This is a genomic window from Streptomyces sp. NPDC088812 (assembly GCF_044750285.1).
In the GTDB taxonomy this organism is placed as follows: Bacteria; Actinomycetota; Actinomycetes; order Streptomycetales; family Streptomycetaceae; genus Streptomyces.
In genome coordinates this window covers 76,963-101,658 of record NZ_JBIVJP010000022.1, presented here as the reverse complement: position 1 = coordinate 101,658, position 24,696 = coordinate 76,963, and the positions used below count along the sequence as shown (strand labels likewise).

The following is a 24,696-nucleotide window of genomic DNA, read 5'->3' as shown; positions in this document are numbered from 1 at the left end:
AGGTGGTGGTCTCAGGTTCCGTCCCGTAGGGGGGTCAGGGTCTCCGGCCGGCGTGCGGGCGGGATCTGGGGCTGTCGTGGTGCGAGGCCGAAGGTGGTGAAGGCGGTGCGTGGGGGCAGGGGGTAGAGGTCCTTGCCGGTGAGGGTGTTGAGGATGGTGGCGCTGCGCCAGGCGGCGAGGCCGAGGTCGGGGGCGCCGACGCCGTGGGTGTGGCGTTCGGCGTTCTGGACGTGGACCGTGCTGCCGGTGGCGGTGATGGCGGGGTCGAGGACCAGGCGGAAGTGTTCGTCGATGCGGGGGCGTTCGCTGTTGTCGCGGCGGAGGTAGGGGTCGAGGCCGGCGAGGAGGCGGTCGAGGGAGCGTTCGCGGTGGCCGGTGGCGAGGACGACGGCGTCGGTGGTGAGGCGGCTGCGGGTGTTCTGGTGGATGTGTTCGAGGTGGAGTTCGATTTTGGTGGTGGCGATGCGGCCGGCGGTGCGGACGCGGACTCCGGGGGTGAGGACGGTGTCGGGCCAGCCGCCGTGGAGGGTGCGCCGGTAGAGCTCGTCGTGGATGGCGGCGAGGGTGGTGGCGTCGATGCCCTTGTGGAGTTGCCATTGGCTGTCGACGAGGCGGTCGCGGACGGTTTCGGGGAGGGCGTGGAAGTAGCGGGTGTAGTCGGGGGTGAAGTGTTCGAGGCCGAGTTTGGAGTACTCCATGGGGGCGAACGCCGCGGTGCGGCCGATCCAGTGGAGTCGTTCGCGGCCGGTGGGGCGGTGGCGGAGGAGGTCGAGGAAGATCTCGGCGCCGGACTGTCCTGAGCCGACGACGGTGACGTGGTCGGCGGCGAGGAGGGTGGTGCGGTGGCGGAGGTAGTCGGAGGCGTGGAGGACGAGGGCGTGGGGGTCGTCGGTGAGGGGGCGCAGGGGGTCGGGGACGTGGGGTTCGGTGCCGATGCCGAGGACGACGTTCTTGGTGTGGGTGCGGCCGTGGGCCCGGGCTTCTCCGTCGGGGTCGAGGTGGGTGTGGTCGATCTCGAAGAGGTCGCGTTCGGGGTTCCAGTGGACGGCGTCGACCCGGTGGTGGAAGTGGAGTGCGGGGAGGTGGTCGGCGACCCAGCGGCAGTAGGCGTCGTATTCGGCGCGGGGGGTGTGGAAGCGCTCGGCGAAGTAGAAGGGGTAGAGGCGGTGGTGGGCTCTGAGGTAGTTGAGGAAGGTCCAGGGGCTGGTGGGGTCGGCGAGGGTGACGAGGTCGGCGAGGAAGGGGACCTGGGTGCGGGCGCCGTCGATGAGGAGGCCGGGGTGCCAGGTGAAGGCGGGGCGTTGGTCGTAGAAGACGGTGTCGAGTGTGGTGAGGGGGTGGGCGAGGGCGGCGAGGGAGAGGTTGCAGGGGCCGATGCCGATGCCGACGAGGTCGCGGGGGGTGTCGGTGGGGTGGCGGGGGGTGGTGTTCACGCGGGGGTGGGTCCTTCGCTGGCGAGGGTGAGGAGGGTGGTGAGGTCGCGGGGGTGGGTGTGGGGGTTGAGGAGGGTGGTCTTGAGCCAGAGGCGGCCGTCGAGGCGGGCGCGGCCGAGGACGGCGTGGCCTTCGGTGAGGAGTCGGCGGCGGAGGGCGGCGACGGTGTCGTCGGTGGCGCCGGTGGGCCGGAAGAGGACGGTGGTGAGGGTGGGGCGGTCGTAGAGGTCGAGGGCGGGGTGGTCGTGGATGAGGTCGGCGAGGGTCTGGGCGTGGGCGCAGACCTGGTCGACGAGGGCGGCGAGGCCGGTGCGGCCGAGGGTTCTGAGGGTGACGGCGATCTTGAGGATGTCGGGCCGGCGGGTGGTGCGGGGGGAGCGGGTGAGGAGGTCGGGGAGGCCCGCGTGGGTGTCGTCGTCGGCGTTGAGGTAGTCGGTGGGGTGGTGGAGGGCGGTGAGGTCGGTGGGGTCGCGGACGGCGAGGAGGCCGGCGGCAGCGGGTTGCCAGCCGAGTTTGTGCAGGTCGAGGGTGATGGTGTGGGCGGTGTCGAGGCCGGTGAGGCGGTGGCGGTGGCGGTCGCTGAACAGGAGTGGTCCGCCGTAGGCGGCGTCGATGTGGAGGCGGGCGCGGTGGGTGCCGGCGAGGCCGGCGATGTCGGGGAGCGGGTCGATGAGACCGGCGTCGGTGGTGCCGGCGGTGGCGGCGACGAGCACGGGGCCGGTGAGGTCGGTGAGGGCGTGGTGGAGGGCGGTGGGGTCGAGGGTGCCGGTGGGGGTGGGGACGGCGAGGGGGGCGGGGAGGCCGAGGAGCCAGGCGGCGCGGGGCAGGGAGTGGTGGGCGTTGGCGCCGTGGACGAGGCGGAGCTGGGGGCCGTGGCGTTCGCGGGCGAGGAGGAGGGCGAGCTGGTTGGATTCGGTGCCGCCGGTGGTGACGAGGGCGTCGGTGAGGCCGGTTTCCCGGGCGAGGGCGCGGGTGACCCGGGCTTCGAGTGCGGAGGCGGCGGGGGCTTGGTCCCAGGAGTCGAGGGAGGGGTTGAGGGCGGAGGCGGCGAGGTCGGCGGCGGTGGCGACGGCGAGGGGCGGGCAGTGCAGGTGGGCCGCGCACAGGGGGTGGGCGGGGTCGGCGGCGCCTTCGGCGAGGGCGTGGACGAGGGTGCGCAGGGCGTGGGGGTCGCCTTCGGCGGGCAGGACGTCGCCGAGGGCGTGGTCGATGCGTGCGGCGACCGCGGCGGGGCCGCCGGCGGGCAGGGGGCCGCCGCGGGCTCGGGTGCCGGTGTGCAGGGCGTCGAGGACCGTGTCGAGCAGGGGCCGCAGGTCGCCGGTGGGGCCTTGGGGGCCCGAGGCGAGGGGCGGAAGGCTCATGGGGCTCCTCCGGGGGCGGGGAGTCCCAGTGTGTCGCCGGGCACGGTGAAACACGGTGTGGGCTGCGGGAATTGGACCCGAAAGTGGGAGCGTGGGGGGTGGTGGTGCGGGTGGTGACGGGTGGTGCCGGGGCTGGCGTGGGGGGTGCTCGCGCTGGGGTGGTGGCGGGTGCGGCGTGGCCGGAGGGGGCCGTGGGACGCCAGGTGGGGGGACGGAGGGATGCCGGGCGGGTGTGGGACGCCGGGCGGTCGGGTGCGGCCCGCCCGGTGGCCCTCCGCCGGCCGGTCCGGTGGCGTCGGCCCGCCCGGCGTCCGTCCGCCGACCGGTCCGGTGGCCCTCCGCCGGCCGGTCCGGTGGCGTCGGCCCGCCCGGCGTCCGTCCGCCGACCGGTCCGGTGGCCCTCCGCCGGCCGGTCCGGCGTCCGTCCGTCGGCCCGGCTTCCGTCGGCCCGGCGTCCGTCGCCGGTCCGGGGCGCTACGCCTGTCGGACGCGCAACGCTCGTCGCAGGTCGTCGAGTTGGTCGGTGAGCTTGCGGCGCAGTGCCGGGGTCAGGTCGGCGTCGTTCAAGCAGGTCTCGCCCAGGGTGAGGTGCTCGGCGTCGACGGCGTGGGCGGGGAAGGCCCAGCGGCCGACGGCCTCGGCGATGGCGGGGCCCCGGCGGGCGGCGACGGCGGGCGCGTCCTGGTAGAAGCGGGGTACGTACTCCGCGACCAGGTCGGCCTGTTCGGGTTGCCAGAAGCCCTGGGCGGTGGCGGTGAAGAGGTAGTTGGAGAGGCCGTCGGTGTCGAACATGGCGGCCCAGGCGGTGCGCTTGGCCTCCGGGTCGGGGAGGGCGGCGCGGCAGCGGGCGGCGCCTTCCTGGCCGGTGGCGGAGGGGTCGCGGTCGAGTTCGGCGGCGATGGCGGCCTCGTCGGTGGCGCCGAGGACGGCGAGGCGGGTGAGGACGCGCCAGCGCAGTTCGGGGTCGAGTTCGGGGCCGCCGGGGACGGTGCCGTCGGCGAGCCAGGCGGCGATGGTGTCGGGGTGGGCGGCGGTGGCGATGCGGTGGCGTACGGCGATCAGGCGCAGGCCGGGGTGGTCGCCGTCCTCGGTGCGGCGGATGAGGTCGCGGCACACGGAGGTGAGGGTGGCCAGGGCGGCGGGCCGTCGCTCGGGGCCGAGGTAGCGGTCGGCGATGTGGGTGCCGGCGAAGGCGAGGACGCCCTGGGCGAGGGCGAGGTCGGTCTCCTGGGGGAGGTGGGCGCCGACGGTGGCCAGGTAGTCGTCGGGGGCGAGGTCGCCGTCGCGGACCATGTCGCGCAGGGTGTTCCACACGACGGCGCGGGTGATCGCGTCCGGGATCTCGGAGATCCCGCGCAGCGCGGTCTCCAGGGAGGTGTCGTCCAGGCGGATCTTGGCGTAGGTGACGTCCAGGTCGTTGGGGACGACGAGGGCGGGGCGGATGCCGGGGCGGGCTTCGGGGGTGTCCTGGGGGACGTCCGTTTCGTAGCGTTCGCGCAGGACCAGGGTGCGGCCGTCGTTGAGGTCGCGGTCGTACACGCCGACGGTGGCGCGGTGGGGGCGGCCTCCGTCGCGGTGGAGGGCGAGCGTCCATGCACCGGGGCGGGCGTCGACGGACGCGGTGAGCGTGTCGACTCCCGTGGTCCGCAGCCAGGCGTCGGCCCAGGCGTGGACGTCGCGTTCGGTGGCCCCGGCGAGGGAGTCGATGAAGTCGGCGAGGGTGGCGTTGCCGAACCGGTGGCGGGCGAAGTGGGCGTTGATGCCGGCCAGGAAGTCCTTCTCGCCGAGCCAGGTCACCAGTTGCCTGAGTGCGGAGGCGCCCTTGGCGTAGGAGATGCCGTCGAAGTTGAGGAGGGCGGAGGCGGTGTCCTCGACGTGTTCGGGGGCGACGGGGTGGGTGGAGGGGCGCTGGTCGGCGTCGTAGCCCCAGGCCTTGCGGACGACGCCGAACTCGGTCCAGGTGTCGGTGAAACGGGTGGCCTCGGCGGTCGTCTGGTAGCCCATGTACTCGGCGAAGGACTCGTTGAGCCAGATGTCGTCCCACCACTTGAGGGTGACGAGGTCGCCGAACCACATGTGGGCCATCTCGTGGGCGATGACCATGGCGCGGGTCTGGCGTTCGGTGTCGGTGACGGCGGAGCGGTAGACGAAGTCGTCGCGGAAGGTGACGAGGCCGGGGTTCTCCATGGCGCCGGCGTTGAACTCGGGGACGAACGCCTGGTCGTAGGAGTCGAAGGGGTAGGGCTCCTCGAACTTCTCGTGGTAGCGGTCGTAGCACTGCCGGGTGACGGCGAGGATCTCGTCGGCGTCGGCGTCCAGGTGGGGGGCGAGCGAGCGGCGGCAGTGGATGCCGAAGGGCAGACCGCGGTGTTCGGTGCGGACGGAGTGCCAGGGGCCGGCGGCGACGGCGACGAGGTAGGTGGAGATCAGGGGGGTGGGTGCGGCCTGCCAGCGGCCGGCGCCGAGGTGTTCGGTGATGCCGTTGGCGAGGACGGTCCAGCCTTCCGGTGCGATCACGGTCAGGTCGAAGACGGCCTTGAGGTCGGGCTGGTCGAACGCGGCGAAGACGCGCTGGACGTCGTCCATGAACAGCTGTGTGTAGAGGTAGGTCTCGCCGTCGGCGGGGTCGGTGAAGCGGTGCATTCCCTCGCCGGTGCGGGAGTAGCGCATGCTCGCGTCGACGCGCAGTTCGTGCTCGCCGGCGGTGAGGTTCTTCAGCGGGAGCCGGTTGTCGTCGAGGATGCCCGGGTCGAGGGGTTCTCCGTCGAGGGTGACGGAGCGCAGCTCGGCCGGCTTGAGCTCTACGAAGGTGTCCGCGCCCGTGCGGGCGGTGAACCTGATCTCGGTGTGGGAGTCGAAGGTCTCGTCCCCGGCGGTCAGATCGAGGGTGATCGTGTAGCGGTGGACATCGAGGAACTCGGCACGGGTCTGCGCTTCGTCGCGCGTCAGTACGGACATGCAGGACATGCTGCCTGATGGCGCAGGCGGGGCACAGGGGCGGATCGGTACGCGCCTTTTGTTCCGCGCCGCGCCGGGGGGGCGGGGTGGCGCGGCGGGGTGTGCGCGGTGGGCCGCTGTGGCGGGGCCGCGGGCGGGGTGTGGTCCGTTGCGGTGGGGGGACCGGGTGCTGCGGGGGGCGGGGGTCAGGAGGTGGTTCCGTGGACGGCGTCCTCGGCGATGCGCTCGTGGTGGCGGATCACCTCGGCGATGATGAAGTTGAGGAACTTCTCGGCGAAGGCCGGGTCCAGTTTGGCGCTCTCGGCGAGGGCGCGCAGGCGGGCGATCTGACGGGCCTCGCGGGCCGGGTCGGCCGGGGGGAGCTGGTGACGGGCCTTGAGGTGGCCGACCTGCTGGGTGGCCTTGAAGCGTTCGGCGAGCATGTGGACGACGGCGGCGTCGATGTTGTCGATGCTGTCGCGCAGGCGGGCGAGCTCTTCGAGGACCGCGGGGTCGACGGCGCCGGTTCCGGTGTGGCTGGTGGTCATGGGCGTTCACCCTAGTGCGTCGCCGGGTGCGCTCTGCCGCCGCCCGGGCCGTTCGGGCAGGTGGCGGCGGGCGGAGGGCCTCTGGGACGGGGCCCGGGAAAGGGGCGGGAAGGGCCGGACGGGGGTCTCCCGCGGGTGCGGGGCGGGTGCCGGGGCCGGGGTCGCTTCCGCCCGGCCCTCGTACAGTGGAGAGCGGGTTCACGGCGTCTTGGGGGTGCGGACGTGGGCAACGGTGGAACGGTCGAGCACGGGTATCCGCATCTGGAGACGGTGCGGGGCGCCATCACGGCGCTGTACAAGCGGCTGTCCTACGACACCGTCCAGCTGTTCGATACGAGTGTGGCGCCGGCCGATGTGGCGTTCTGCGACACCGACGACCTCCATCTCGGGGCGCAGCGGGTGGCGCACGAACTGGTGCGGCACTTCCGGTTGCCGGACGCCCGGATGGTCGTCGGCTTCCGGGAGATGGAGTTCGCGGCGAACGTCGAACTGGCGGCGGGGCCGGAGTACTTCGTGGAGCTCAACGACCGGTTCCGCGGGCACCGGCGGGACATCGGTGCCGCGTTGGCGCACGAGATCACGCACGTGTTCCTGCACCGGCTGGGCCTGTCGTTCCCGGGGACACGCGACAACGAGATCCTGACGGACACGGCCACGACCTATCTGGGTGCGGGGTGGCTGCTGCTCGACGCCTACCGGGAGGACGCGGACTCCTCGCAGAAGCTGGGCTATCTGACCCCGGAGGAGTTCGGGTACGTGCTGGCCAAGCGGGCGGTGCTGTTCGGTGAGGACCCGTCGGTGTGGTTCACCAGTCCGCAGGCGTACACGGCGTACGCGCGGGGGCGGGAGCGGGCCCTGCTCGACGAGCGGCAGCCACCGCTGACGGCGGCGGGATGGGCCGGCCGGCGGCGTTACGCCCGGGACCGGCGTCATGCGCAGGACGGACGGCCCGTCGGGGACGCCGGGCCGGCCGGGGACGCCCCGTACGCGTTCGGGCCGGACGGGCCGGGGCCGCTGCGGGTGACGTTCGCGTGCCCGACCTGCCATCAGCGGATCAGGGTGCCGGTGCGGGGGCGGGTGCGGGCGCGGTGCGGGCTGTGCCGGACGGTGCTGGAGTGCGACACCTAGGGCGCCTGTGACGCGTCCCCGCGGCATGCGGCGTCCACGGGGATCCGTCGGCGACGCTCCGGCCGGCTCACCCGCCCGGCCGGACGATCCCCAGGGCCCGTGCGGCCACCAGCCACTTCGGGAACTCCCCCACCAGCCGGTCGTAGAGGTCCGCGTCGGAGACCTGGCCCGGGTCGGCACCGGCGTGGAAGAACCCGGCGTTGTCGACGGCCCTCCGGGCCGGTACGGCCAGCTCGTCGAGCTTGCGCAGGAAGTCGAACTGCCTGCTTCCCGGGTCGCCGAAGCCGATGAACTGCCAGAACAGCGGCAGTTCGGCCGCCTTGCACAGGTAGCGTTCGGCGGCGAGCTTGTTGATCGGACCGCCGTCGGTCTGGAAGACGACCAGGGCGGGTTCCCGGGAGCCGCTGTCGAGGTAGTGGTCGATGACGGCGTCCATCGCCAGGTGGTAGCTGGTCTTGCCCATGTGTCCGAGCCCGGCGACGATCCGTTCGATGCTCCCCCGGTGGTCGGCGAGCGCGATGTCGGTGACGGCGTCCACGTCGGTGGAGAAGAACACCACGGGCACCCGCCCGTCGTCGTCGAGGTGCGCCGACAGCCCCAGCACCCGGTCGGCGAGCGCCTGCACACTGCCGTCCCGGTAGTACGGCTTCATCGACCCCGAATAGTCGACGACCAGGTAGACGGCGGCACGCACCCCGTCCAGGCCGTGCTTCGTGAGGGACACCCCGGCGCTCTTGTACAGGCTGACCAGCGCGGGCGCCGTCTCCTGGACCTTGCTGAGACTGATCGCGACCATGGCGTCACCTTGCCACACCCGGACGTGCGACGGCGCCCGCCCAGTCGTCCGGTCGGGGACTGTGGGCAGGCGCCGTCTGTGTTCCGTACGCCGTTGTACGGGACGTGAGGGGGGCGGCCGCCGGGTGGGGCGGCCGCCGGGGCCGTCAGACCATCAGGGCGCGGTCCGTCGGGCGGATCGGGGCCGGCAGTTCGCTGGCGCCGGTCAGGAAGCGGTCGCAGCCGCGGGCGGCCGAGCGGCCCTCCGCGATCGCCCACACGATGAGCGACTGGCCGCGGCCGGCGTCACCGGCGACGAAGACGCCCGGCACGTTGGTCTGGAAGTCGGCGTCGCGGGCGATGTTGCCGCGCTCGTCGAGGTCCAGGCCGAACTGCTCGACCAGGCCGTTCTCCCGGTCGGTGCCGGTGAAGCCCATGGCGAGGGTGACCAGCTGGGCGGGGATCTTGCGCTCCGTGCCCGGCTTCTGGGTCAGCTTGCCGTCGACGAACTCGACCTCGGTGAGGTGCAGCCACTGGACGTTGCCGTCCTCGTCGCCCTCGAAGTGGGTGGTGGAGACGGAGTAGACCCGCTCGCCGCCCTCCTCGTGGGCCGAGGTGACCTTGTACAGCATGGGGAAGGTCGGCCACGGCTGGTTGGTCGGGTGCCGCTCGTCGTTCGGACGGGGCATGATCTCCAGCTGGGTGACGGAGGCCGCGCCCTGGCGGTGGGCGGTGCCCACGCAGTCCGCGCCGGTGTCGCCGCCGCCGATGACCACGACGTGCTTGCCCTCGGCCGAGATCGGCGGGGCGACGAAGTCGCCCTCCTGGACCTTGTTGGCGAGCGGCAGGTACTCCATCGCCTGGTAGACGCCCTTGAGCTCACGGCCGGGGACCGGCAGGTCGCGGGCGGTGGTGGCGCCGGCGGCGATGACGACGGCGTCGTAGCGCTTCTTCAGGTCGGTCGCCTTGACGTCGCGGCCGACCTCGACGCCGGTGCGGAAGCGGGTGCCCTCCGCGCGCATCTGCTCGATGCGGCGGTTGATGTGCCGCTTCTCCATCTTGAACTCGGGGATGCCGTAGCGGAGGAGGCCTCCGATGCGGTCCGCGCGCTCGTAGACGGCGACGGTGTGGCCGGCCCGGGTCAGCTGCTGGGCGGCGGCGAGTCCCGCCGGGCCCGAGCCGATGACCGCGACGGTCTTGCCGGACAGGCGCTCGGGGATCTGCGGGGCGACGTCCCCGGTCTCCCACGCCTTGTCGATGATCGAGACCTCGACGTTCTTGATGGTGACCGGCGGCTGGTTGATGCCGAGCACACACGCCGACTCGCAGGGCGCCGGGCACAGCCGCCCGGTGAACTCCGGGAAGTTGTTGGTGGCGTGCAGGCGCTCGGAGGCGGCGCCCCAGTCCTCGCGGTAGGCGTAGTCGTTCCACTCGGGGATCAGGTTCCCCAGCGGACAGCCGTTGTGGCAGAAGGGGATGCCGCAGTCCATGCACCGGCTGGCCTGCTTGCTGATGATCGGCAGCAGCGAGCCGGGGACGTAGACCTCGTTCCAGTCCTTCAGACGCACGTCGACCGGACGGGACCTGGCGACCTCGCGGCCGTGGTTGAGAAAGCCCTTGGGATCAGCCATTGGTCGCCGCCTCCATCATCTTCTCGGTGATCTCGGTCTCGGAGAGACCGGCTCGCTCGGCGGCGTCCTTGGCGGCGAGCACTGCCTTGTACGTGCTGGGGATGATCTTGCTGAAGCGCTCCGCGGACGCGTCCCAGTCCACGAGGAGCTTCTCCGCGACCGTCGAACCGGTCTCCTCGGCGTGGCGGCGCACCACGTCGTGCAGCCACTGCCTGTCCGTGTCGTCGAGGGCCTCGACCGCGTCGAGGTTGCCGACGTTGACGTTGTCGCGGTTGAGGTCGATCACGTAGGCGACGCCGCCGGACATGCCGGCCGCGAAGTTGCGGCCCGTCTCGCCGAGGACCACCGCGTGACCGCCGGTCATGTACTCGCAGCCGTGGTCGCCCACGCCCTCGGAGACGACGGTCGCGCCGGAGTTGCGGACGCAGAACCGCTCACCGGTGCGGCCGCGCAGGAACAGCTCGCCGCCGGTCGCGCCGTAGGCGATGGTGTTGCCCGCGATGGTGGAGTACTCGGCGAGGTGGTCGGCGCCCCGGTCGGGACGGACGATCACCCGGCCGCCGGAGAGGCCCTTGCCGACGTAGTCGTTGGCGTCGCCCTCCAGGCGCAGCGTGACACCGCGCGGGAGGAAGGCGCCGAAGGACTGGCCGGCGGAGCCGGTGAAGGTGATGTCGATGGTGTCCTCGGGCAGGCCCGCGCCACCGAACTTCTTCGTCACCTCGTGGCCGAGCATGGTGCCGACCGTGCGGTTGATGTTGCGGATGGAGACCTGGGCGCGCACCGGCTGGGCGTCGGTCGCCGAGTCGGCGGCCAGCGCGTCGGCGGCGAGCTTGATCAGCTCGTTGTCGAGCGCCTTCTCCAGGCCGTGGTCCTGCGCGACGATCTGGTGGCGCACCGCGCCCTCGGGCAGTGCCGGGACGTGGAAGAGCGGCTCCAGGTTCAGGCCCTGGGCCTTCCAGTGGTCGACGGCGCGCTCGACGTCCAGGAACTCGGCGTGGCCGACGGCCTCCTCGATCGAGCGGAAGCCCAGCTCGGCGAGGAGCTCGCGGACCTCCTGCGCGATGAACTGGAAGAAGTTCACCACGTACTCGGCCTTGCCGGAGAACCGGTCGCGCAGCGTCGGGTTCTGGGTGGCGATGCCGACCGGGCAGGTGTCCAGGTGGCAGACGCGCATCATGACGCAGCCGGAGACGACGAGGGGGGCGGTCGCGAAACCGAACTCCTCGGCGCCGAGCAGCGCGGCGATGACGACGTCGCGGCCGGTCTTCAGCTGGCCGTCGGTCTGGACGACGATGCGGTCGCGCAGGCCGTTGAGCAGCAGGGTCTGCTGGGTCTCGGCGAGGCCGAGCTCCCAGGGGCCGCCCGCGTGCTTCAGGCTCGTCAGAGGCGAGGCACCGGTGCCGCCGTCGTGGCCGGAGATGAGCACGACGTCCGCGTGGGCCTTGGACACACCGGCGGCGACCGTGCCGACGCCGACCTCGGAGACCAGCTTGACGTGAATGCGCGCCGTGGGGTTGGCGTTCTTCAGGTCGTGGATCAGCTGGGCGAGGTCCTCGATGGAGTAGATGTCGTGGTGCGGCGGCGGGGAGATGAGACCGACGCCCGGGGTCGAGTGCCGGGTCTTGGCGACCCACGGGTAGACCTTGTGGCCGGGCAGCTGGCCGCCCTCGCCGGGCTTGGCGCCCTGGGCCATCTTGATCTGGATGTCGTCCGCGTTGACCAGGTACTCGGAGGTGACGCCGAAGCGGCCGGAGGCGACCTGCTTGATGCTGGACCGGCGCGCCGGGTCGTACAGGCGCTCCGGGTCCTCGCCGCCCTCACCGGTGTTGGACTTGCCGCCCAGCTGGTTCATGGCGATGGCGAGGGTCTCGTGCGCCTCCTTGGAGATGGAGCCGTACGACATGGCGCCGGTGGAGAAGCGCTTGACGATCTCGCTGACCGGCTCGACCTCGTCGACGGAGATCGGCTGCCGGTCCCCGGCCTTGAAGCCGAACAGACCGCGCAGCGTCATCAGGCGCTCGGACTGCTCGTTCACCCGGTCGGTGTACTTCTTGAAGATGTCGTAGCGGCCGGAGCGCGTGGCGTGCTGGAGGCGGAAGACCGTCTCGGGGTCGAACAGGTGCGGCTCGCCCTCGCGGCGCCACTGGTACTCGCCGCCGATCTCCAGGGCGCGGTGGGCCGGCGCGATGCCGGACGCCGGGTACGCCTTGGCGTGGCGGGCGGCGACCTCCTGGGCGACGACGTCGATGCCGACGCCGCCGATCTTGGTGGCGGTGCCGTTGAAGTACTTCTCGACGAAGGCGTCGTCGAGGCCGACGGCCTCGAAGACCTGGGCGCCGCGGTAGGAGGCGACGGTCGAGATGCCCATCTTGGACATGACCTTCAGGACGCCCTTGCCGAGGGCGTAGATCAGGTTGCGGATCGCCTGCTCGGGCTCCAGGCCGTTGAGGAAGGTGCCGGCGCGCAGCAGGTCCTCGACGGACTCCATCGCCAGGTACGGGTTGACGGCGGCGGCGCCGAAGCCGATGAGCAGGGCGACGTGGTGGACCTCGCGGACGTCGCCGGCCTCGACCAGCAGGCCCACCTGGGTGCGCTGCTTGGTGCGGATGAGGTGGTGGTGGACGGCCGCGGTGAGCAGCAGCGACGGGATCGGCGCGTGCTCGGCGTCGGAGTGGCGGTCCGACAGGACGATCAGGCGGGCGCCGTTGTCGATGGCGGCGTCGGCCTCGGCGCAGATCTCCTCGATGCGTGCGGCGAGGGCGTCGCCGCCGCCGTGCACGCGGTACAGGCCGGAGAGGGTCGCGGCCTTGAAGCCGGGCATGTCGCCGTCGGCGTTGATGTGGATGAGCTTGGCCAGCTCGTCGTTGTCGATGACCGGGAAGGGCAGCACGACGGAACGGCAGGAGGCCGCGCTCGGCTCCAGCAGGTTGCCCTGCGGGCCCAGCGAGGAGCGCAGGGAGGTGACCAGTTCCTCGCGGATGGCGTCCAGCGGCGGGTTGGTGACCTGCGCGAACAGCTGGGTGAAGTAGTCGAAGAGCAGCCGGGGGCGCGCGGAGAGTGCGGCGATCGGCGAGTCGGTGCCCATCGAGCCGATCGGCTCGGCGGCGGCCTTGGCCATCGGCGCGAGGAGGATGCGGAGCTCTTCCTCGGTGTAGCCGAAGGTCTGCTGGCGGCGGGTGACCGAGGCGTGGGTGTGGACGATGTGCTCGCGCTCGGGCAGGTCGCCCAGCTCGATCTCGCCGGCCTCGAGCCACTCGGCGTAGGGCGCCTCGGCGGCGAGCTGCGCCTTGATCTCGTCGTCCTCGATGATGCGGTGCTCGGCGGTGTCGACGAGGAACATCTTGCCGGGCTGGAGGCGGCCCTTGCGGACGACCTTGGCGGGGTCGATGTCGAGGACGCCGACCTCGGAGCCGAGGACGACGAGGCCGTCGTCGGTGACCCAGTAGCGGCCGGGGCGCAGACCGTTGCGGTCGAGGACGGCGCCGACCTGGGTGCCGTCGGTGAAGGTGACGCAGGCGGGGCCGTCCCAGGGCTCCATCATCGTGGAGTGGAACTGGTAGAAGGCGCGCCGGGCCGCGTCCATGGAGTCGTGGTTCTCCCACGCCTCCGGGATCATCATCAGCACGGAGTGCGGCAGCGAGCGGCCACCGAGGTGGAGCAGCTCGAGCACCTCGTCGAAGGACGCCGAGTCGGAGGCGTCCGGCGTACACACCGGGAAGATGCGCTCGATGGTCTTCTCGTCCGAGGCGAACAGCTCGGAGACGAGCTGGGACTCGCGGGCGCGCATCCAGTTGCGGTTGCCCTTGACGGTGTTGATCTCACCGTTGTGCGCGACGAAGCGGTACGGGTGTGCGAGCGGCCACGACGGGAAGGTGTTCGTGGAGAAGCGCGAGTGGACCAGGGCGACGGCCGAGGCGAAGCGGCGGTCGGACAGGTCGGGGAAGAACGGCTCCAGCTGGCCGGTGGTCAGCATGCCCTTGTGGACGATGGTCCGCGCGGACAGCGACGGGAAGTAGACGCCGGCCTCGCGTTCGGCGCGCTTGCGCAGCACGAACGCCTTGCGGTCGAGGGCGATGTCCTTGCTGGAACCGTCGGCGACGAAGATCTCGCGGAAGGCGGGCATCGTCGAGCGCGCGGTGGCGCCGAGGAGCTCGGGGGCGACCGGGACCTCGCGCCAGCCGAGGACGGTCAGGCCCTCTTCGGCGGCGATCGTCTCGATCTGCGAGACGGCTGCGTCCGTGCCGTCCTCGGGAAGGAAGGCGATGCCGACGGCGTAGGCACCGGCCTCGGGCAGCTCGAATCCGGCCACCTCGCGGAAGAAGGCATCGGGGACCTGGGTGAGGATGCCCGCGCCGTCGCCGGAGTCGGGCTCGGAGCCGGTGGCACCGCGGTGCTCGAGGTTGCGCAGTACCGTGAGCGCCTGCTCCACCAGCGTGTGGCTCGCCTCGCCGGTGAGGGTGGCCACGAAGCCCACGCCGCACGCGTCGTGCTCGTTGCGGGGGTCGTACATACCCTGCGCAGCAGGGCGAGCATCCATGAAGGACCAGTTCTGGCCATTCGTGGAGTGCTGGGACGGCTGGCGCGGCGTACGCATCGGCTCTCCCGTCGTCGTCAAGTGGCATATGCATAGTGCCGAGGGACGACGTTGGCCCTCTGCGTGGCTGCAAAATTTCGTGCAGGTTACATGATGGAACGGTTCTCGGGAACCGGATATTCCGTCCCATCATGCGGACGCCGCGGGGTCGCGACGGGTGCCGCGCAAGGCGGCTTGAAATGGGGGGTCCGAACCGGACGAGATCGGTCAGATCGGTGTCCGTCGGCCCGGGGTGGCGGAGTGAGCACGGTCGTTCACCCCGCGAGTGCGCCACAGGCGTCATTGCCCACAGCGCTTACGGCTCATGCCCGGTGGTCTAGCGGCCGAAACCCGGGAGTAACGGGTATTTATGCGGCCCATCGCATAAGTACCGGTCCACCTATCCTACGGCCGTTCCGAACCAGCTGCCCAGGGCGTACGTCACACCGGCCGCCGCGCCTCCCAGGACGAGCTGCCGCAGTCCGCTGTACCACCAGGTCCGCGCGGTCACCCTGGCCACCACGGCACCGCACAGGAAGAGCCCCAGCAGCGCGAGCAGTACGGCGGGCCACAGGGCCGTGGCCCCCAGCAGGTACGGCAGGACGGGCAGCAGGGCGCCCAGTGCGAAGGAGCCGAAGCTGGACACGGCGGCGACCAGCGGCGAGGGCAGGTCGCCGGGGTCGATGCCCAGCTCCTCGCGGGCGTGGATCTCCAGCGCCTGCTCGGGATCGCGCGACAGCTGGTGGGCGACCTGCCGGGCGAGGTGCGGCTCGACGCCCCGCGCCTCGTAGAGCGCGGCCAGCTCGGCCTCCTCGTCCTTGGGGTGCTTCCTCAGCTCGCGCCGTTCGACGTCGAGCTCGGCCTCGACCAGCTCACGCTGGGAGGCGACGGAGGTGTACTCGCCGGCGGCCATGGAGAAGGCACCGGCGGCGAGACCGGCGAGTCCGCTCAGCACGATGGTCTGCTGACCGGCCGACCCGCCCGCGACACCGGTCATCAGGGCGAGGTTGGAGACCAGCCCGTCCATGGCGCCGAAGACGGCGGGGCGCAGCCAGCCGCCGTTCACGTCCCGGTGCGTGTGGTTGTCGCGGTGCGCCTCGTGCAGTGAGGCCTCGGTGTCGATGACGGCCATGCTCGTCCCCCAGAAGCTAAGGTAAGGCTAAGTTTGGACTGAATCCACTTTTTTACAACGCCCAGAGTACGCCCGCCATTTCCCTGCCGCCAGGAAGGAAAGGCTGGGCTAACCTGCGGTTTTGCCGGGAAGCGCTCATCCGATCAAGGTCATGCACATATGTCGACCGGGTGACATGGGGCCTCACAGGCTCAGGTCAACCGCCGACGGTGGGACACATCCGCAAAGGGCTCCGCGCCCGTGCGGAACCCCCTGAGGGAAGGCCCCGTATGGCATCGACCGCCCGCATCCCCACGATCCCGGCGCCGGGGGACGCCGCCGAACTCCGCGAACGGGCCCGCGGCGCACTGCTCGGCCTCGCCGTCGGAGACGCCCTCGGAGCGCCGGCCGAGAACCTGAAGCCGTCCGAGATCCGCGCCCGCTGGGGCCGCATCACCGGGTACGTCGAGGACAAGCCGGCCGGTACGGACGACACCGAGTACGCGATCTTCTCCGGGCTGCTGCTGGCCCGCCACGGCTCGGCGCTCACCCCCGCCCATGTGGAGGCGGCCTGGCACGAGTGGATCGCCGACCGCGACGAGGGCCCCTTCCGCGGCGCGGGCTTCAGCGAACGCGGCACGCTGGAGAACCTCCGCCGGGGACTGGCCGCCCCCATCTCCGCCCAGCACCGGCACGCCTGGAGCGACGGCCTCGCCATGCGCGCGGCCCCCTTCGGCGTCTTCGCCGCGGGCCGGCCCGCCGAAGCGGCCCGCCTGGTCGCGATCGACGGCTCGGTCAGCCACGACGGCGAGGGCATCTACGGCGGCCAGGCCGTCGCGGCGGGCGTGGCCGCGGCGATGGCGGGCGCACCGACGGTCGCGGTCGTGGCCGCCGCGCTCGCCGTCGTCCCCGACGACTCCTGGACGGCCCGCTCCCTGCGCCGCGCGGTCGCCGTGGCCCACCGCGGGGAACGCGCCGTCCGCTCGGCGGTCGTCATCGGCGGCTACCCGTGGACCGACCTGGCCCCCGAGGCCGTGGCCCTCGCCTTCGGCGCGTACGCGTCGGCCGACGGCGACTTCACCCAGGCCGTCCTCACGGCCGTGAACATGGGCCGCGACGCCGACACCACGGCGGCGGTGGCCGGCGCCCTGGCCGGTGCGACCCGGGGCGAACCGGCCGTCCCGGCCGACTGGGCGGCCGCCATCGGCCCGGCACGCGGCAGCTGCCTGCCCTCCATGGCCGGACACCACGTCCTGGACGTGGCGGAACTCCTGACGCCGGTGGAGGCCGGACGCTGGGGGACGAGCGGCCGCGCGCCCGGAGAGACCCCGGTCCGGGCCACCACCCCCGCGGGCCACCCGGCGGAGGTGCGCTCATGAGGCCACCGGGCCCGTGGGAGGAGGGCATGACGGCGGGCGCGACCGACGCCCTGATCACCACGGAACCACCCCCCACGACGGACACGGACCCGACGACCATGACGGCCCCGGCGGAGCGGACGGCCACCACGGCCCTGCTCGACCCGACGACCATGACGACCCCCGGGGACCCGACGGCCTTTACGACCGCGGCGGACCCGACGACCACCACGGCCCTGCTCGACCCGACGACCACTACGGCCCCCGCGGACCCGACGGCCCTTACGACCCCGGCGGACCCGACAGCCCTTACGACCGCGGCGGACCCGACGACCACCACAGCCCTACTCCACCCGACGACCATGACGACCCCCGCGGACCCGACGACCTTTACGGCCCCGGCAGACCCGACAGCCCTTACGACCGCGGCGGACCCGACGACCACCACAGCCCTGCTCCACCCGACGACCATGACGACCCCCGCGGACCCGACAGCCCTTACGCCCCCCGCGGACCCGACAGCCACCACGGCCTTACTCGCCCCCACGGCCGCTACAGCCCCGGAGAACGCGAGCGCCACGCCGGGCCTGACCGGCACGGCAGGCCCGGCAGGCCCGGCAGGCCCGGCAGATCCGGCAGGCCCGGCAGGCCCGGCAGGCCCGGCAGATCCGGCAGGCCCGGCAGGCCCGGCAGGCCCGGCAGGCCCGGCAGATCCGGCAGGCCCGGCAGGCCCGGCAGATCCGGCAGGCCCGGCAGATCCGGCAGGCCCGGCAGGCCCGGCAGATCCGGCAGGTCCGGCAGATCCGGCAGATCCGGCAGATCCGGCAGGTCCGACAGTCTCGACGGGCCCCGCCCCCACCGGACCCGGCGACCCGCCGACGAACCTGACCCCGACCGGACCCGGCGACCCGGCAGGCCCGGCGGACCCGCCCCCGACGGCCCCTCCCCCGTCGGCGAAGCCGGACGGTCTCACGGTCACCGCGAAGCCGGACGGCCCGACGATCACGATCACGGCACCGCCGGCCACGGCGCAGCCGGGCGGACCCGCGGCCGCCGGCGGCGAGGAGCCCCCACCGGGGCCACCCGCACCCGGCGACGAGAGCCGCACGGGCGGTGCGGGTGGGAGACACCGTCCGGCCGACGGCGGAGCCGAGGCCGCCCCCGACCGCCCACGCCGCCGGCAGGCATCCCGTACCGAGGGCCTCCTGCTCGGCCTCGCCGCCGGCGACGCCGCCGGATGGCCCGCCGCCCGCCACCGGGCCGCCCGCATGCCGGACTGGACCCGCCGCCTCACCCGCGAACTGGACACCTTCGCCGAACAGAACGCGACCACCACCCTCCCCGTCCCCATCGCCCTCAACCAGCCCCCCGAACCCCTCCGCCTCGGCCCCTCCGACGACGCGGAGTGGGCGGCCTTCGCGGCGGAGGCCCTGCTGCGCGCCGGCGACGACAGCGTCCTCGGCGACCTGAGCCGCGAACGCCGTACCCGCGCCGCCATCGACCTCACCTGGAACGCGATCGCCGGCGAGGTCGCCGCGGCGGCCGACCGCGCGCCCGAGGTCGAGTCGGCCGTCCTCCCCCTGCGCGCCCGCATCTCCGTGCGGGCCGGTCTCGGCAACCTCGCCACCGGTCTGCGCCCGCCCGCCACCGGCCACGACAACCCGCACTACTTCGACGACGCGGCCTGCGTCCGCGCCTGCGTGCTCGCCGTGGCCCACCCGGGCGACCCCCGACGCGCCGCGGAACTCGCCGAGTTCGACGCCCGCTACACCCAGGACGGCGACGGCGTGCACGGCGCGCGGGCGATGGCGGCGGCCCTCTCGCTGGCCCTGGCCGGCGCGGACGCCGCCACCTGTGTGGCGGCGGCGCTCGCCGAGCTCCCCGAGGCGACGGAGATCGGCCGCAACGCCCGGCACGCCGTGGCGCTCGCCCACACCGCCGAGAGCGCCTTCGCGCTGGTCCCCCTCCTGGAACACCAGATCGTCGACCACGTCTACAGCTACGGCATCGCCGCCGCCGAGACCGTGCCGGTGGCCCTCGCCCTCGCCCTGGCCTCGGGCGGCCGTATCGCCGAGGCCGTACCGGCGGCGGCGTGTCTGTCCCGGGTGGCGGACTCCGCCCCCGCCCTCGCGGGCGCCCTGACCGGCGCGCTGGGCGGCGGCGAGGCGATCCCGGCCGGCTGGCGCGACGCCTGCCGCACCCTCTCCGGCTGTGCCCTGCCCCGCCTGACCGGCACCGACCTGGTGGAACTCGCCGGGCTCCTGGAAGCCGCGCAACCGGCTCCACCCGGAGGATGATTCGGGGCATGACACCCAAAACAGAAGAACGTCACCACAGCCCGGGGGAGCCGCTGGAGGCCCGTGTCACGGCCGCCCTGGTCGGCGCGGCCGTCGGCGACGCCCTCGGCGGCCCCGTCGAGGGCTACTCCCCCGACCAGATCGTCCAGCGCCACGGCGGCCGCGTCCACGGCATCGTCGGCCCCTGGAACGGCGACGACTGGCGCACCGCCCGCCCCCTGGCCCCGTACCACAAGGGCGACGGCCACGTCACCGACGACACCTTGCTGACGCATGCGCTGATCAGGGTCTACGCCACGGTCCGCGACCACCTGGACGCCTATGCGCTCGCCGAGCACCTGGTGCCCGACCTGATCACGAACCCCCGCTGGATCCCCGAGCTGGAGGCCGAGGCACTCCCCCTGCACCGCGTCTTCCTGGCCGAGAAGTGGCTGGTGACAAGGCTTCACTACGGCCATGTCGACCCCCGCGAGGCGGGCGTCGGCAACATCGTCAACTGCGGCGCGGCGATGTACATGGCACCGGTCGGCCTGGTCAACGCGGCCAACCCGCCGGCCGCCTACGCGGAGGCGATCGACGTGGCGGGCGCCCACCAGTCGTCGTACGGCCGGGAGGCGGCGGGTGTCTTCGCGGCGGCGGTGGCGGCGGCCTGCGCGCCCGGGGCGACGGCGGACTCGGTGGTGACGGCGTGTCTGTCCCTGGCCAAGGACGGCACGCGCACGGCGATCGAGAAGGTGTGCGAAGTGGCGTCCCGCCACGGGGACTTCGAGTCGGCGCTGACACCGCTGCGCCAGGCCGTGGCCCCCTACGACACGGTGGGCCCCGACTACCGGGCCCCGTCCCTGGCCGCCCGCCGCCCGTCCCGGCTGCACGCGATCGAGGAACTCCCCGTCGCCCTGGGGATGGTGCTGGTCGCCGGCGGCGACTACCGGCACGCCGTACTGGGCGCGGTGAACTACGGCCGGGACTGCGACTCGATCGCGACGATGGCCGGCGCGCTGGCCGGCGCCCTCGGCTCCCCCGTCCCCGACGACTGGTCGAAGCGGGTGGCGGAGGCCAGCCGCCTGGACCTGTGGGAACCGGCGAGGACCCTCACCGAGGTGGCCCGGGAGATCTTCGGCAAGGACCTCGGGCGCCGTCGGGCCCACGAGCGGGCGTTCACCGCGATCGGGGGACGGGGATGCTCCGACTGACCTGGGTCCAGCCGGAGGACCTCGTCGGCCACGAACTGCGGCAGGCCGTCCAGGACGGCCGCGAACCGTCGGCGATCGCGGCCCGCTGGGCGGCGGCGGGCGGCCGGGAGGCCCCTCAGCGGGCGGGCGCCTCTCCCCGCCGGGCCTCCCCCTACCTGCGTCTGCTGGCCGAGGACCTGCTGGACGAACTGGCCGACCTGCCGAGCCGGCTGGCGGAGGAGGAACCGACGGACCTGGAGCGCATCCGGTCGCTCTGCCCCGAGTGGCCGCAGGCGCCCGGCGCCCGCCGCGCCGTCCGCGTGGCCGCCCTGGAGGCGGCCTGGCTGGGCCGGGCCGTCGGCTGCCTCCTCGGCAAGCCGGTGGAGAAACTCCCCCTGGACGGCATCCGCGCCCTCGCCCGGGCCGCCGGGAACTGGCCGCTCGCCGACTACTTCACCGCTCGGGGGGTCCCCCCGGACGTCCTCGCGGCACACCCCTGGAACCGCCGCTCGGCGGGCACCTCCCTCGCCGAGAACATCGACGGCATGCCCGAGGACGACGACCTCAACTACCCCCTGCTCAACCTCCTCGTGCTGCAACGCCACGGCAGGCACTTCACCACCACCGACGTGGCCCGGGTCTGGCTAGACGAACTCCCCGCCGGCCGCACCTTCACCGCCGAACGCCTCGCCTACCGCAACCTCCTCTCCGGCGTCGAACCCCCGCTCACCGCCCGCCGGCGCAACCCGTTCCGGGAGTGGATCGGCGCCCTCATCCGGGCCGACGTCCACGGCTGGACCAACCCCGGCGACCCGGCCGCCGCCGCGGCCCAGGCCCACCGCGACGCCACCCTCACCCACACGGGCAACGGCGTCTACGCGGCGATGTTCGCGGCGGCCGTCATCGCGACCGCGGCCGGCGGCACCCACGACGTGCACGCCTGCCTGCGCACCGGCCTCACCGTCGTCCCGCCCCGCTCCCGCCTGGCCCGGGCGGTCACCCACGCCGTCCGGCTGGCCCACGCGCACGAGGACTTCGACACGGTCGTGGACGAACTCCACGCCACCCACGCGGCGACCCACCACTGGGTGCACGCGATCCCCAACACGGCGCTCGTCGCCGCCGCCCTCACCCACGCCGGCGGCGACTTCACCGGATCCGTCCGCCGCGCCGTGTCGGGAGGCTGGGACACCGACTCCAACGGCGCCTTCGCCGGCGGCGTCGCCGCGCTCCTGGCCGGCGAGCCCGCCGCGCTCCCCGACCACTGGACGGCCCCGCTGAAGAACCGTCTGGCCACCTCCGTCGCCGACTTCGACGGCACCGGTTTCGACACCCTCGCCCACCTGACCCACCGGGAGGCATCCCGCCCATGACCGACATCGTCGTGCTCGGCAGCACGAACATGGACCTCGTCGCCTACGTCGAGAAGGCCCCGCAGCGCGGGGAGACCGTGACGGGACGGCAGTTCCGCACGATCCCCGGCGGCAAGGGCGCCAACCAGGCGATCGCCGCGGCCCACGCCGGCGCCACCGTCTCGGTGATCGGCGCCGTCGGCAACGACGCCTTCGGCAGCCGACTGCGCTCCACCCTCGAACACTCCGGCGTGAACACCGACCACCTGCGCACGGTGGAGGGCCCCTCCGGCACCGCCCACATCGTCGTGGACGACGAGGGCGGCAACGCGATCGTCGTCGTCCCCGGCGCGAACGGCACCGTCGACCACCTCGTCCCCGGCGACGAGGGCCTCATCGCCTCCGCCGACGCGCTGCTGCTCCAGTTGGAGATCCCCCTCGCGGCGGTCGTGGCGGGCGCCCGCGCGGCCCGCGCCCATGGCGTCCGCACCCTTCTCACCCCCGCCCCCGCCCAGCCGCTGCCCGCCGAACTCCTCGACGCCACCGACCTGTTGCTGCCCAACGAGCACGAGGCCGCCGCGCTCACCGGCCGCACCGACCCGCACGAGGCCGCCCTCGCCCTCCTCGACAGCGTCCCCGAGGTCGTCGTCACCCTCGGCGCGGCGGGCAGCCTGTACGCGGCCCGCGGCACCGAGCCGCTGACCGTCCCCGCACCGCACGTCACCGCCGTGGACTCCACGGGCGCGGGCGACACCTTCGCCGGCGCCCTCGCCGTGGCCCTCGGCGAGGAGCGTCCCGTATCCGAGGCCCTGGCCTGGGCGGCCGCGGCGGCCGCGCTGTCGGTCCAGCGGGCGGGCGCCTCGGCGTCGATGCCGTACCGCTCCGAGATCGACCGGCAGTACGCGTCGTGACCGGCACCTGCACCGACACCGGCACCGCGCCCCTGCACGGACTGCGCGTCCTCGACCTGGCCACCCTCTTCGCCGGCCCCCTGGCCGCCACCATGCTCGGCGACTTCGGCGCGGAGGTCGTCAAGATCGAGCACCCGGAGCGGCCCGACCCGTCCCGCGGCCACGGCCCGTCCAAGGACGGCGTCGGCCTGTGGTGGAAGATCCTCGCCCGCAACAAGCGGACCGTCACCCTGAACCTCTCCCGGCCCGGCGGGCGCGCCACCCTCCTGCGCCTCGCCGCCACCGCCGACGTGATCATCGAGAACTTCCGCCCCGGCACCCTGGAGAAGTGGGACCTCGGCTGGGAGGAACTGTCCGCGGTCAACCCCCGCCTGGTCCTCACCCGCGTCACCGGCTTCGGCCAGTTCGGCCCCTACGCCCACCGCCCCGGCTTCGGCACCCTCGCCGAGGCGATGAGCGGCTTCGCCGCGATCACCGGCGAACCCGACGCGCCCCCGACCCTCCCGCCCTTCGGCCTCGCCGACTCCATCGCGGGCCTGGCCACGGCGTACGCGGTGATGACGGCCCTCGCCGCCCGCGACCGCACGGGTGCGGGCCAGGTCGTCGACATGGCGATCATCGAACCCATCCTGACGGTCCTCGGCCCCCAGCCCCTCTGGTACGACCAACTGGGCTACGTGCAGGAACGCACCGGCAACCGGTCCGCCAACAACGCCCCGCGCAACACCTACCGCACGGCGGACGGCCGGTGGGTCGCCGTGTCGACGTCCGCCCAGTCGGTGGCGGAGCGCGTCATGCGGCTGGTCGGCCGCCCCGACCTGATCGACGAGCCGTGGTTCACGACGGGCGCGGGCCGGGCCGCCCACGCCGACGTCCTCGACGAGGCGGTCGGCCGGTGGATCGCCGCGAACACCCGCACCGACGTCCTCGCCGCCTTCGAGAAGGCGGAGGCGGCGGTCGCCCCGGTGCAGGACGTGCGCGACGTGATGACGGACCCTCAGTACCAGGCGCTCGACACGGTCACCACCGTCGACGATCCCGAACTGGGCCCGATCCGGATGCAGAACGTCCTCTTCCGTCTCTCCTCGACGCCCGGCGCGATCCGCTGGGCGGGCCGGCCGCACGGCGCGGACACCGAGGCGGTCCTCACCGAACTCGGGCTGACCGCCGCCGACCTGTCCGCACTGCGCGCGGAGGGCGCCCTGTGATCCATCCGCTGACCTGGCTGTACGCCCCCGGCGACCGCCCGCACATCGTCGCCAAGGCCCTTGTCTGCGGGGCGGACGTCGTCGTGATCGACCTGGAGGACGCGGTCGCCCCCGACCGCAAGGAGTACGCCCGCACGGCCACCGCCGAACTCCTGTCCGAACGTCCCCCGGTGCCGGTGCACGTCCGGATCAACGCCCTGGACGGTCCCTGGGCCGCCGCCGATCTGCGGGCCGTGGCGGCCCTGCCCGGCGTCCGCGGGCTGCGTCTGCCGAAGGTGACCTCGCCCGCCCAGATCACCGGTATCGCCGAGCACACCCCGGGCCCGTTCCACGCCCTGCTGGAGACGGCCCTGGGCGTCGAGCGCGCCTACGCCATCGCCGCCGCGCACCCGGCCCTGCGCGGTGTCTCCCTGGGCGAGGCGGATCTCCGCGCCGACCTGGGCATCCGGGAGGACGCGGGCCTGGACTGGTCCCGCTCCCGGGTGATCGTCGCCGCGCGGGCGGCGGGCCTGGCACCGCCCGCGCAGTCGGTGCACCCCGACACCCGCGACCTGGAGGGTCTGGCGGCCACCTGCGCCCACGGCCGCACCCTCGGCTTCCTGGGCCGCGCCGCCATCCACCCCCGTCAGCTCCCGCTCATCGAACGGGCCTACCTGCCCACCCAGCGGGAGATCGAGGAGGCGGAGACGATCGTCAAGGCGGCGGCACACCACCAGGGCGCCCAGGCCCTGCCCGACGGCCGCTTCATCGACGCGGCGGTGGTGGCGACGGCCCGGCGGACCCTGTCGCTGGCCCGCAGGATCTAGGCTCCGGCCCGCACACCAACCGCCGTACGACCCGCAACACCGCGAGGGCGCCCGGGAAGGTCTCCCGGGCGCCCTCGCCGTCGTGCGATCGCCGTC

16 protein-coding genes are annotated in these 24,696 nt (G+C 73.3%); 8 read left to right on the top strand and 8 right to left on the bottom strand.

Annotated elements, in window-relative coordinates; all coding sequences use genetic code 11:
- Positions 1 to 11: 11 nt before the first annotated feature.
- The 4 genes from ACIP67_RS32605 to ACIP67_RS32590 all read right to left on the bottom strand — a co-directional run bounded on the left by ACIP67_RS32605 (position 12) and on the right by ACIP67_RS32590 (position 6,279).
- Positions 12 to 1,433: a lysine N(6)-hydroxylase/L-ornithine N(5)-oxygenase family protein gene (locus ACIP67_RS32605; protein ID WP_401696596.1), complete on the bottom strand. Its 1,422-nt coding sequence runs from the start codon at positions 1,431 to 1,433 to the stop codon at positions 12 to 14.
- Positions 1,430 to 2,794, bottom strand: coding sequence for a pyridoxal phosphate-dependent decarboxylase family protein (locus ACIP67_RS32600; RefSeq protein ID WP_401696595.1), 1,365 nt, complete (start codon positions 2,792 to 2,794; stop codon positions 1,430 to 1,432). The genes ACIP67_RS32605 and ACIP67_RS32600 overlap by 4 nt, the downstream gene beginning before the upstream one ends.
- A gap of 474 nt (positions 2,795 to 3,268) precedes the next feature.
- On the bottom strand, positions 3,269 to 5,761 hold the full coding sequence (gene pepN, locus ACIP67_RS32595; RefSeq protein ID WP_401696593.1) for an aminopeptidase N: 2,493 nt from the start codon (positions 5,759 to 5,761) through the stop codon (positions 3,269 to 3,271).
- A 176-nt stretch (positions 5,762 to 5,937) separates the two neighbouring features.
- Positions 5,938 to 6,279 carry a chorismate mutase gene (locus tag ACIP67_RS32590; RefSeq protein WP_401696590.1) on the bottom strand — a complete coding sequence of 114 codons (342 nt, stop codon included), beginning with the start codon at positions 6,277 to 6,279 and terminating at the stop codon, positions 5,938 to 5,940.
- A gap of 222 nt (positions 6,280 to 6,501) precedes the next feature.
- Between ACIP67_RS32590 and ACIP67_RS32585 the strand changes: the two genes are divergently transcribed.
- Positions 6,502 to 7,407: a hypothetical protein gene (locus ACIP67_RS32585; RefSeq protein WP_401696588.1), complete on the top strand. Its 906-nt coding sequence runs from the start codon at positions 6,502 to 6,504 to the stop codon at positions 7,405 to 7,407.
- A gap of 67 nt (positions 7,408 to 7,474) precedes the next feature.
- Here the strand turns inward: ACIP67_RS32585 and ACIP67_RS32580 are convergent, their stop codons facing one another.
- The 4 genes from ACIP67_RS32580 to ACIP67_RS32565 form a co-directional block, all read right to left on the bottom strand.
- Positions 7,475 to 8,203, bottom strand: a complete 729-nt coding sequence (locus ACIP67_RS32580) for a vWA domain-containing protein (RefSeq protein ID WP_401696587.1) — start codon at positions 8,201 to 8,203, stop codon at positions 7,475 to 7,477.
- Between the two features lie 145 nt (positions 8,204 to 8,348).
- Positions 8,349 to 9,812: a glutamate synthase subunit beta gene (locus ACIP67_RS32575; RefSeq protein ID WP_401696586.1), complete on the bottom strand. Its 1,464-nt coding sequence runs from the start codon at positions 9,810 to 9,812 to the stop codon at positions 8,349 to 8,351.
- Positions 9,805 to 14,406 (bottom strand): glutamate synthase large subunit, encoded by a 4,602-nt coding sequence (gene gltB, locus ACIP67_RS32570; protein WP_401696585.1) that lies wholly within the window; start codon positions 14,404 to 14,406, stop codon positions 9,805 to 9,807. Before gltB ends, ACIP67_RS32575 begins: the two co-directional genes overlap by 8 nt.
- A gap of 379 nt (positions 14,407 to 14,785) precedes the next feature.
- Positions 14,786 to 15,517 (bottom strand): VIT1/CCC1 transporter family protein, encoded by a 732-nt coding sequence (locus ACIP67_RS32565; protein ID WP_401696584.1) that lies wholly within the window; start codon positions 15,515 to 15,517, stop codon positions 14,786 to 14,788.
- 269 nt (positions 15,518 to 15,786) lie between these two features.
- Between ACIP67_RS32565 and ACIP67_RS32560 the strand changes: the two genes are divergently transcribed.
- From ACIP67_RS32560 to ACIP67_RS32530, 7 genes are all read left to right on the top strand, one after another.
- A complete protein-coding gene (locus ACIP67_RS32560; RefSeq protein ID WP_401696581.1) occupies positions 15,787 to 16,875 on the top strand; it encodes an ADP-ribosylglycohydrolase family protein in 1,089 nt (362 codons plus the stop codon).
- 863 nt (positions 16,876 to 17,738) lie between these two features.
- Positions 17,739 to 19,151 carry an ADP-ribosylglycohydrolase family protein gene (locus ACIP67_RS32555; protein ID WP_401696699.1) on the top strand — a complete coding sequence of 471 codons (1,413 nt, stop codon included), beginning with the start codon at positions 17,739 to 17,741 and terminating at the stop codon, positions 19,149 to 19,151.
- An 8-nt stretch (positions 19,152 to 19,159) separates the two neighbouring features.
- Positions 19,160 to 20,344 carry an ADP-ribosylglycohydrolase family protein gene (locus tag ACIP67_RS32550; RefSeq protein ID WP_401696580.1) on the top strand — a complete coding sequence of 395 codons (1,185 nt, stop codon included), beginning with the start codon at positions 19,160 to 19,162 and terminating at the stop codon, positions 20,342 to 20,344.
- Entirely contained in the window at positions 20,332 to 21,696 is a 1,365-nt protein-coding gene (locus ACIP67_RS32545) for an ADP-ribosylglycohydrolase family protein (RefSeq protein WP_401696579.1), read from the top strand. Before ACIP67_RS32550 ends, ACIP67_RS32545 begins: the two co-directional genes overlap by 13 nt.
- Positions 21,693 to 22,586 (top strand): ribokinase, encoded by an 894-nt coding sequence (gene rbsK, locus ACIP67_RS32540; RefSeq protein WP_401696577.1) that lies wholly within the window; start codon positions 21,693 to 21,695, stop codon positions 22,584 to 22,586. Before ACIP67_RS32545 ends, rbsK begins: the two co-directional genes overlap by 4 nt.
- Positions 22,583 to 23,794, top strand: coding sequence for a CaiB/BaiF CoA transferase family protein (locus ACIP67_RS32535; protein WP_401696575.1), 1,212 nt, complete (start codon positions 22,583 to 22,585; stop codon positions 23,792 to 23,794). The genes rbsK and ACIP67_RS32535 overlap by 4 nt, the downstream gene beginning before the upstream one ends.
- Positions 23,791 to 24,600 (top strand): HpcH/HpaI aldolase/citrate lyase family protein, encoded by an 810-nt coding sequence (locus ACIP67_RS32530; protein ID WP_401696574.1) that lies wholly within the window; start codon positions 23,791 to 23,793, stop codon positions 24,598 to 24,600. The genes ACIP67_RS32535 and ACIP67_RS32530 overlap by 4 nt, the downstream gene beginning before the upstream one ends.
- The last annotated feature ends 96 nt before the right edge of the window (positions 24,601 to 24,696 follow it).

Bases quoted from the DNA above. Each gene is read 5' to 3' on its own strand.
- ACIP67_RS32600 (WP_401696595.1), bottom strand. From the start codon at position 2,794: ATGAGCCTTCCGCCCCTCGCCTCGGGCCCCCAAGGCCCCACCGGCGAC.
- pepN (WP_401696593.1), bottom strand. From the start codon at position 5,761: ATGTCCTGCATGTCCGTACTGACGCGCGACGAAGCGCAGACCCGTGCC.
- ACIP67_RS32590 (WP_401696590.1), bottom strand. From the start codon at position 6,279: ATGACCACCAGCCACACCGGAACCGGCGCCGTCGACCCCGCGGTCCTC.
- ACIP67_RS32580 (WP_401696587.1), bottom strand. From the start codon at position 8,203: ATGGTCGCGATCAGTCTCAGCAAGGTCCAGGAGACGGCGCCCGCGCTG.
- ACIP67_RS32575 (WP_401696586.1), bottom strand. From the start codon at position 9,812: ATGGCTGATCCCAAGGGCTTTCTCAACCACGGCCGCGAGGTCGCCAGG.
- gltB (WP_401696585.1), bottom strand. From the start codon at position 14,406: ATGCGTACGCCGCGCCAGCCGTCCCAGCACTCCACGAATGGCCAGAAC.
- ACIP67_RS32565 (WP_401696584.1), bottom strand. From the start codon at position 15,517: ATGGCCGTCATCGACACCGAGGCCTCACTGCACGAGGCGCACCGCGAC.
- ACIP67_RS32560 (WP_401696581.1), top strand. From the start codon at position 15,787: ATGGCATCGACCGCCCGCATCCCCACGATCCCGGCGCCGGGGGACGCC.
- ACIP67_RS32550 (WP_401696580.1), top strand. From the start codon at position 19,160: ATGACACCCAAAACAGAAGAACGTCACCACAGCCCGGGGGAGCCGCTG.
- ACIP67_RS32545 (WP_401696579.1), top strand. From the start codon at position 20,332: ATGCTCCGACTGACCTGGGTCCAGCCGGAGGACCTCGTCGGCCACGAA.
- rbsK (WP_401696577.1), top strand. From the start codon at position 21,693: ATGACCGACATCGTCGTGCTCGGCAGCACGAACATGGACCTCGTCGCC.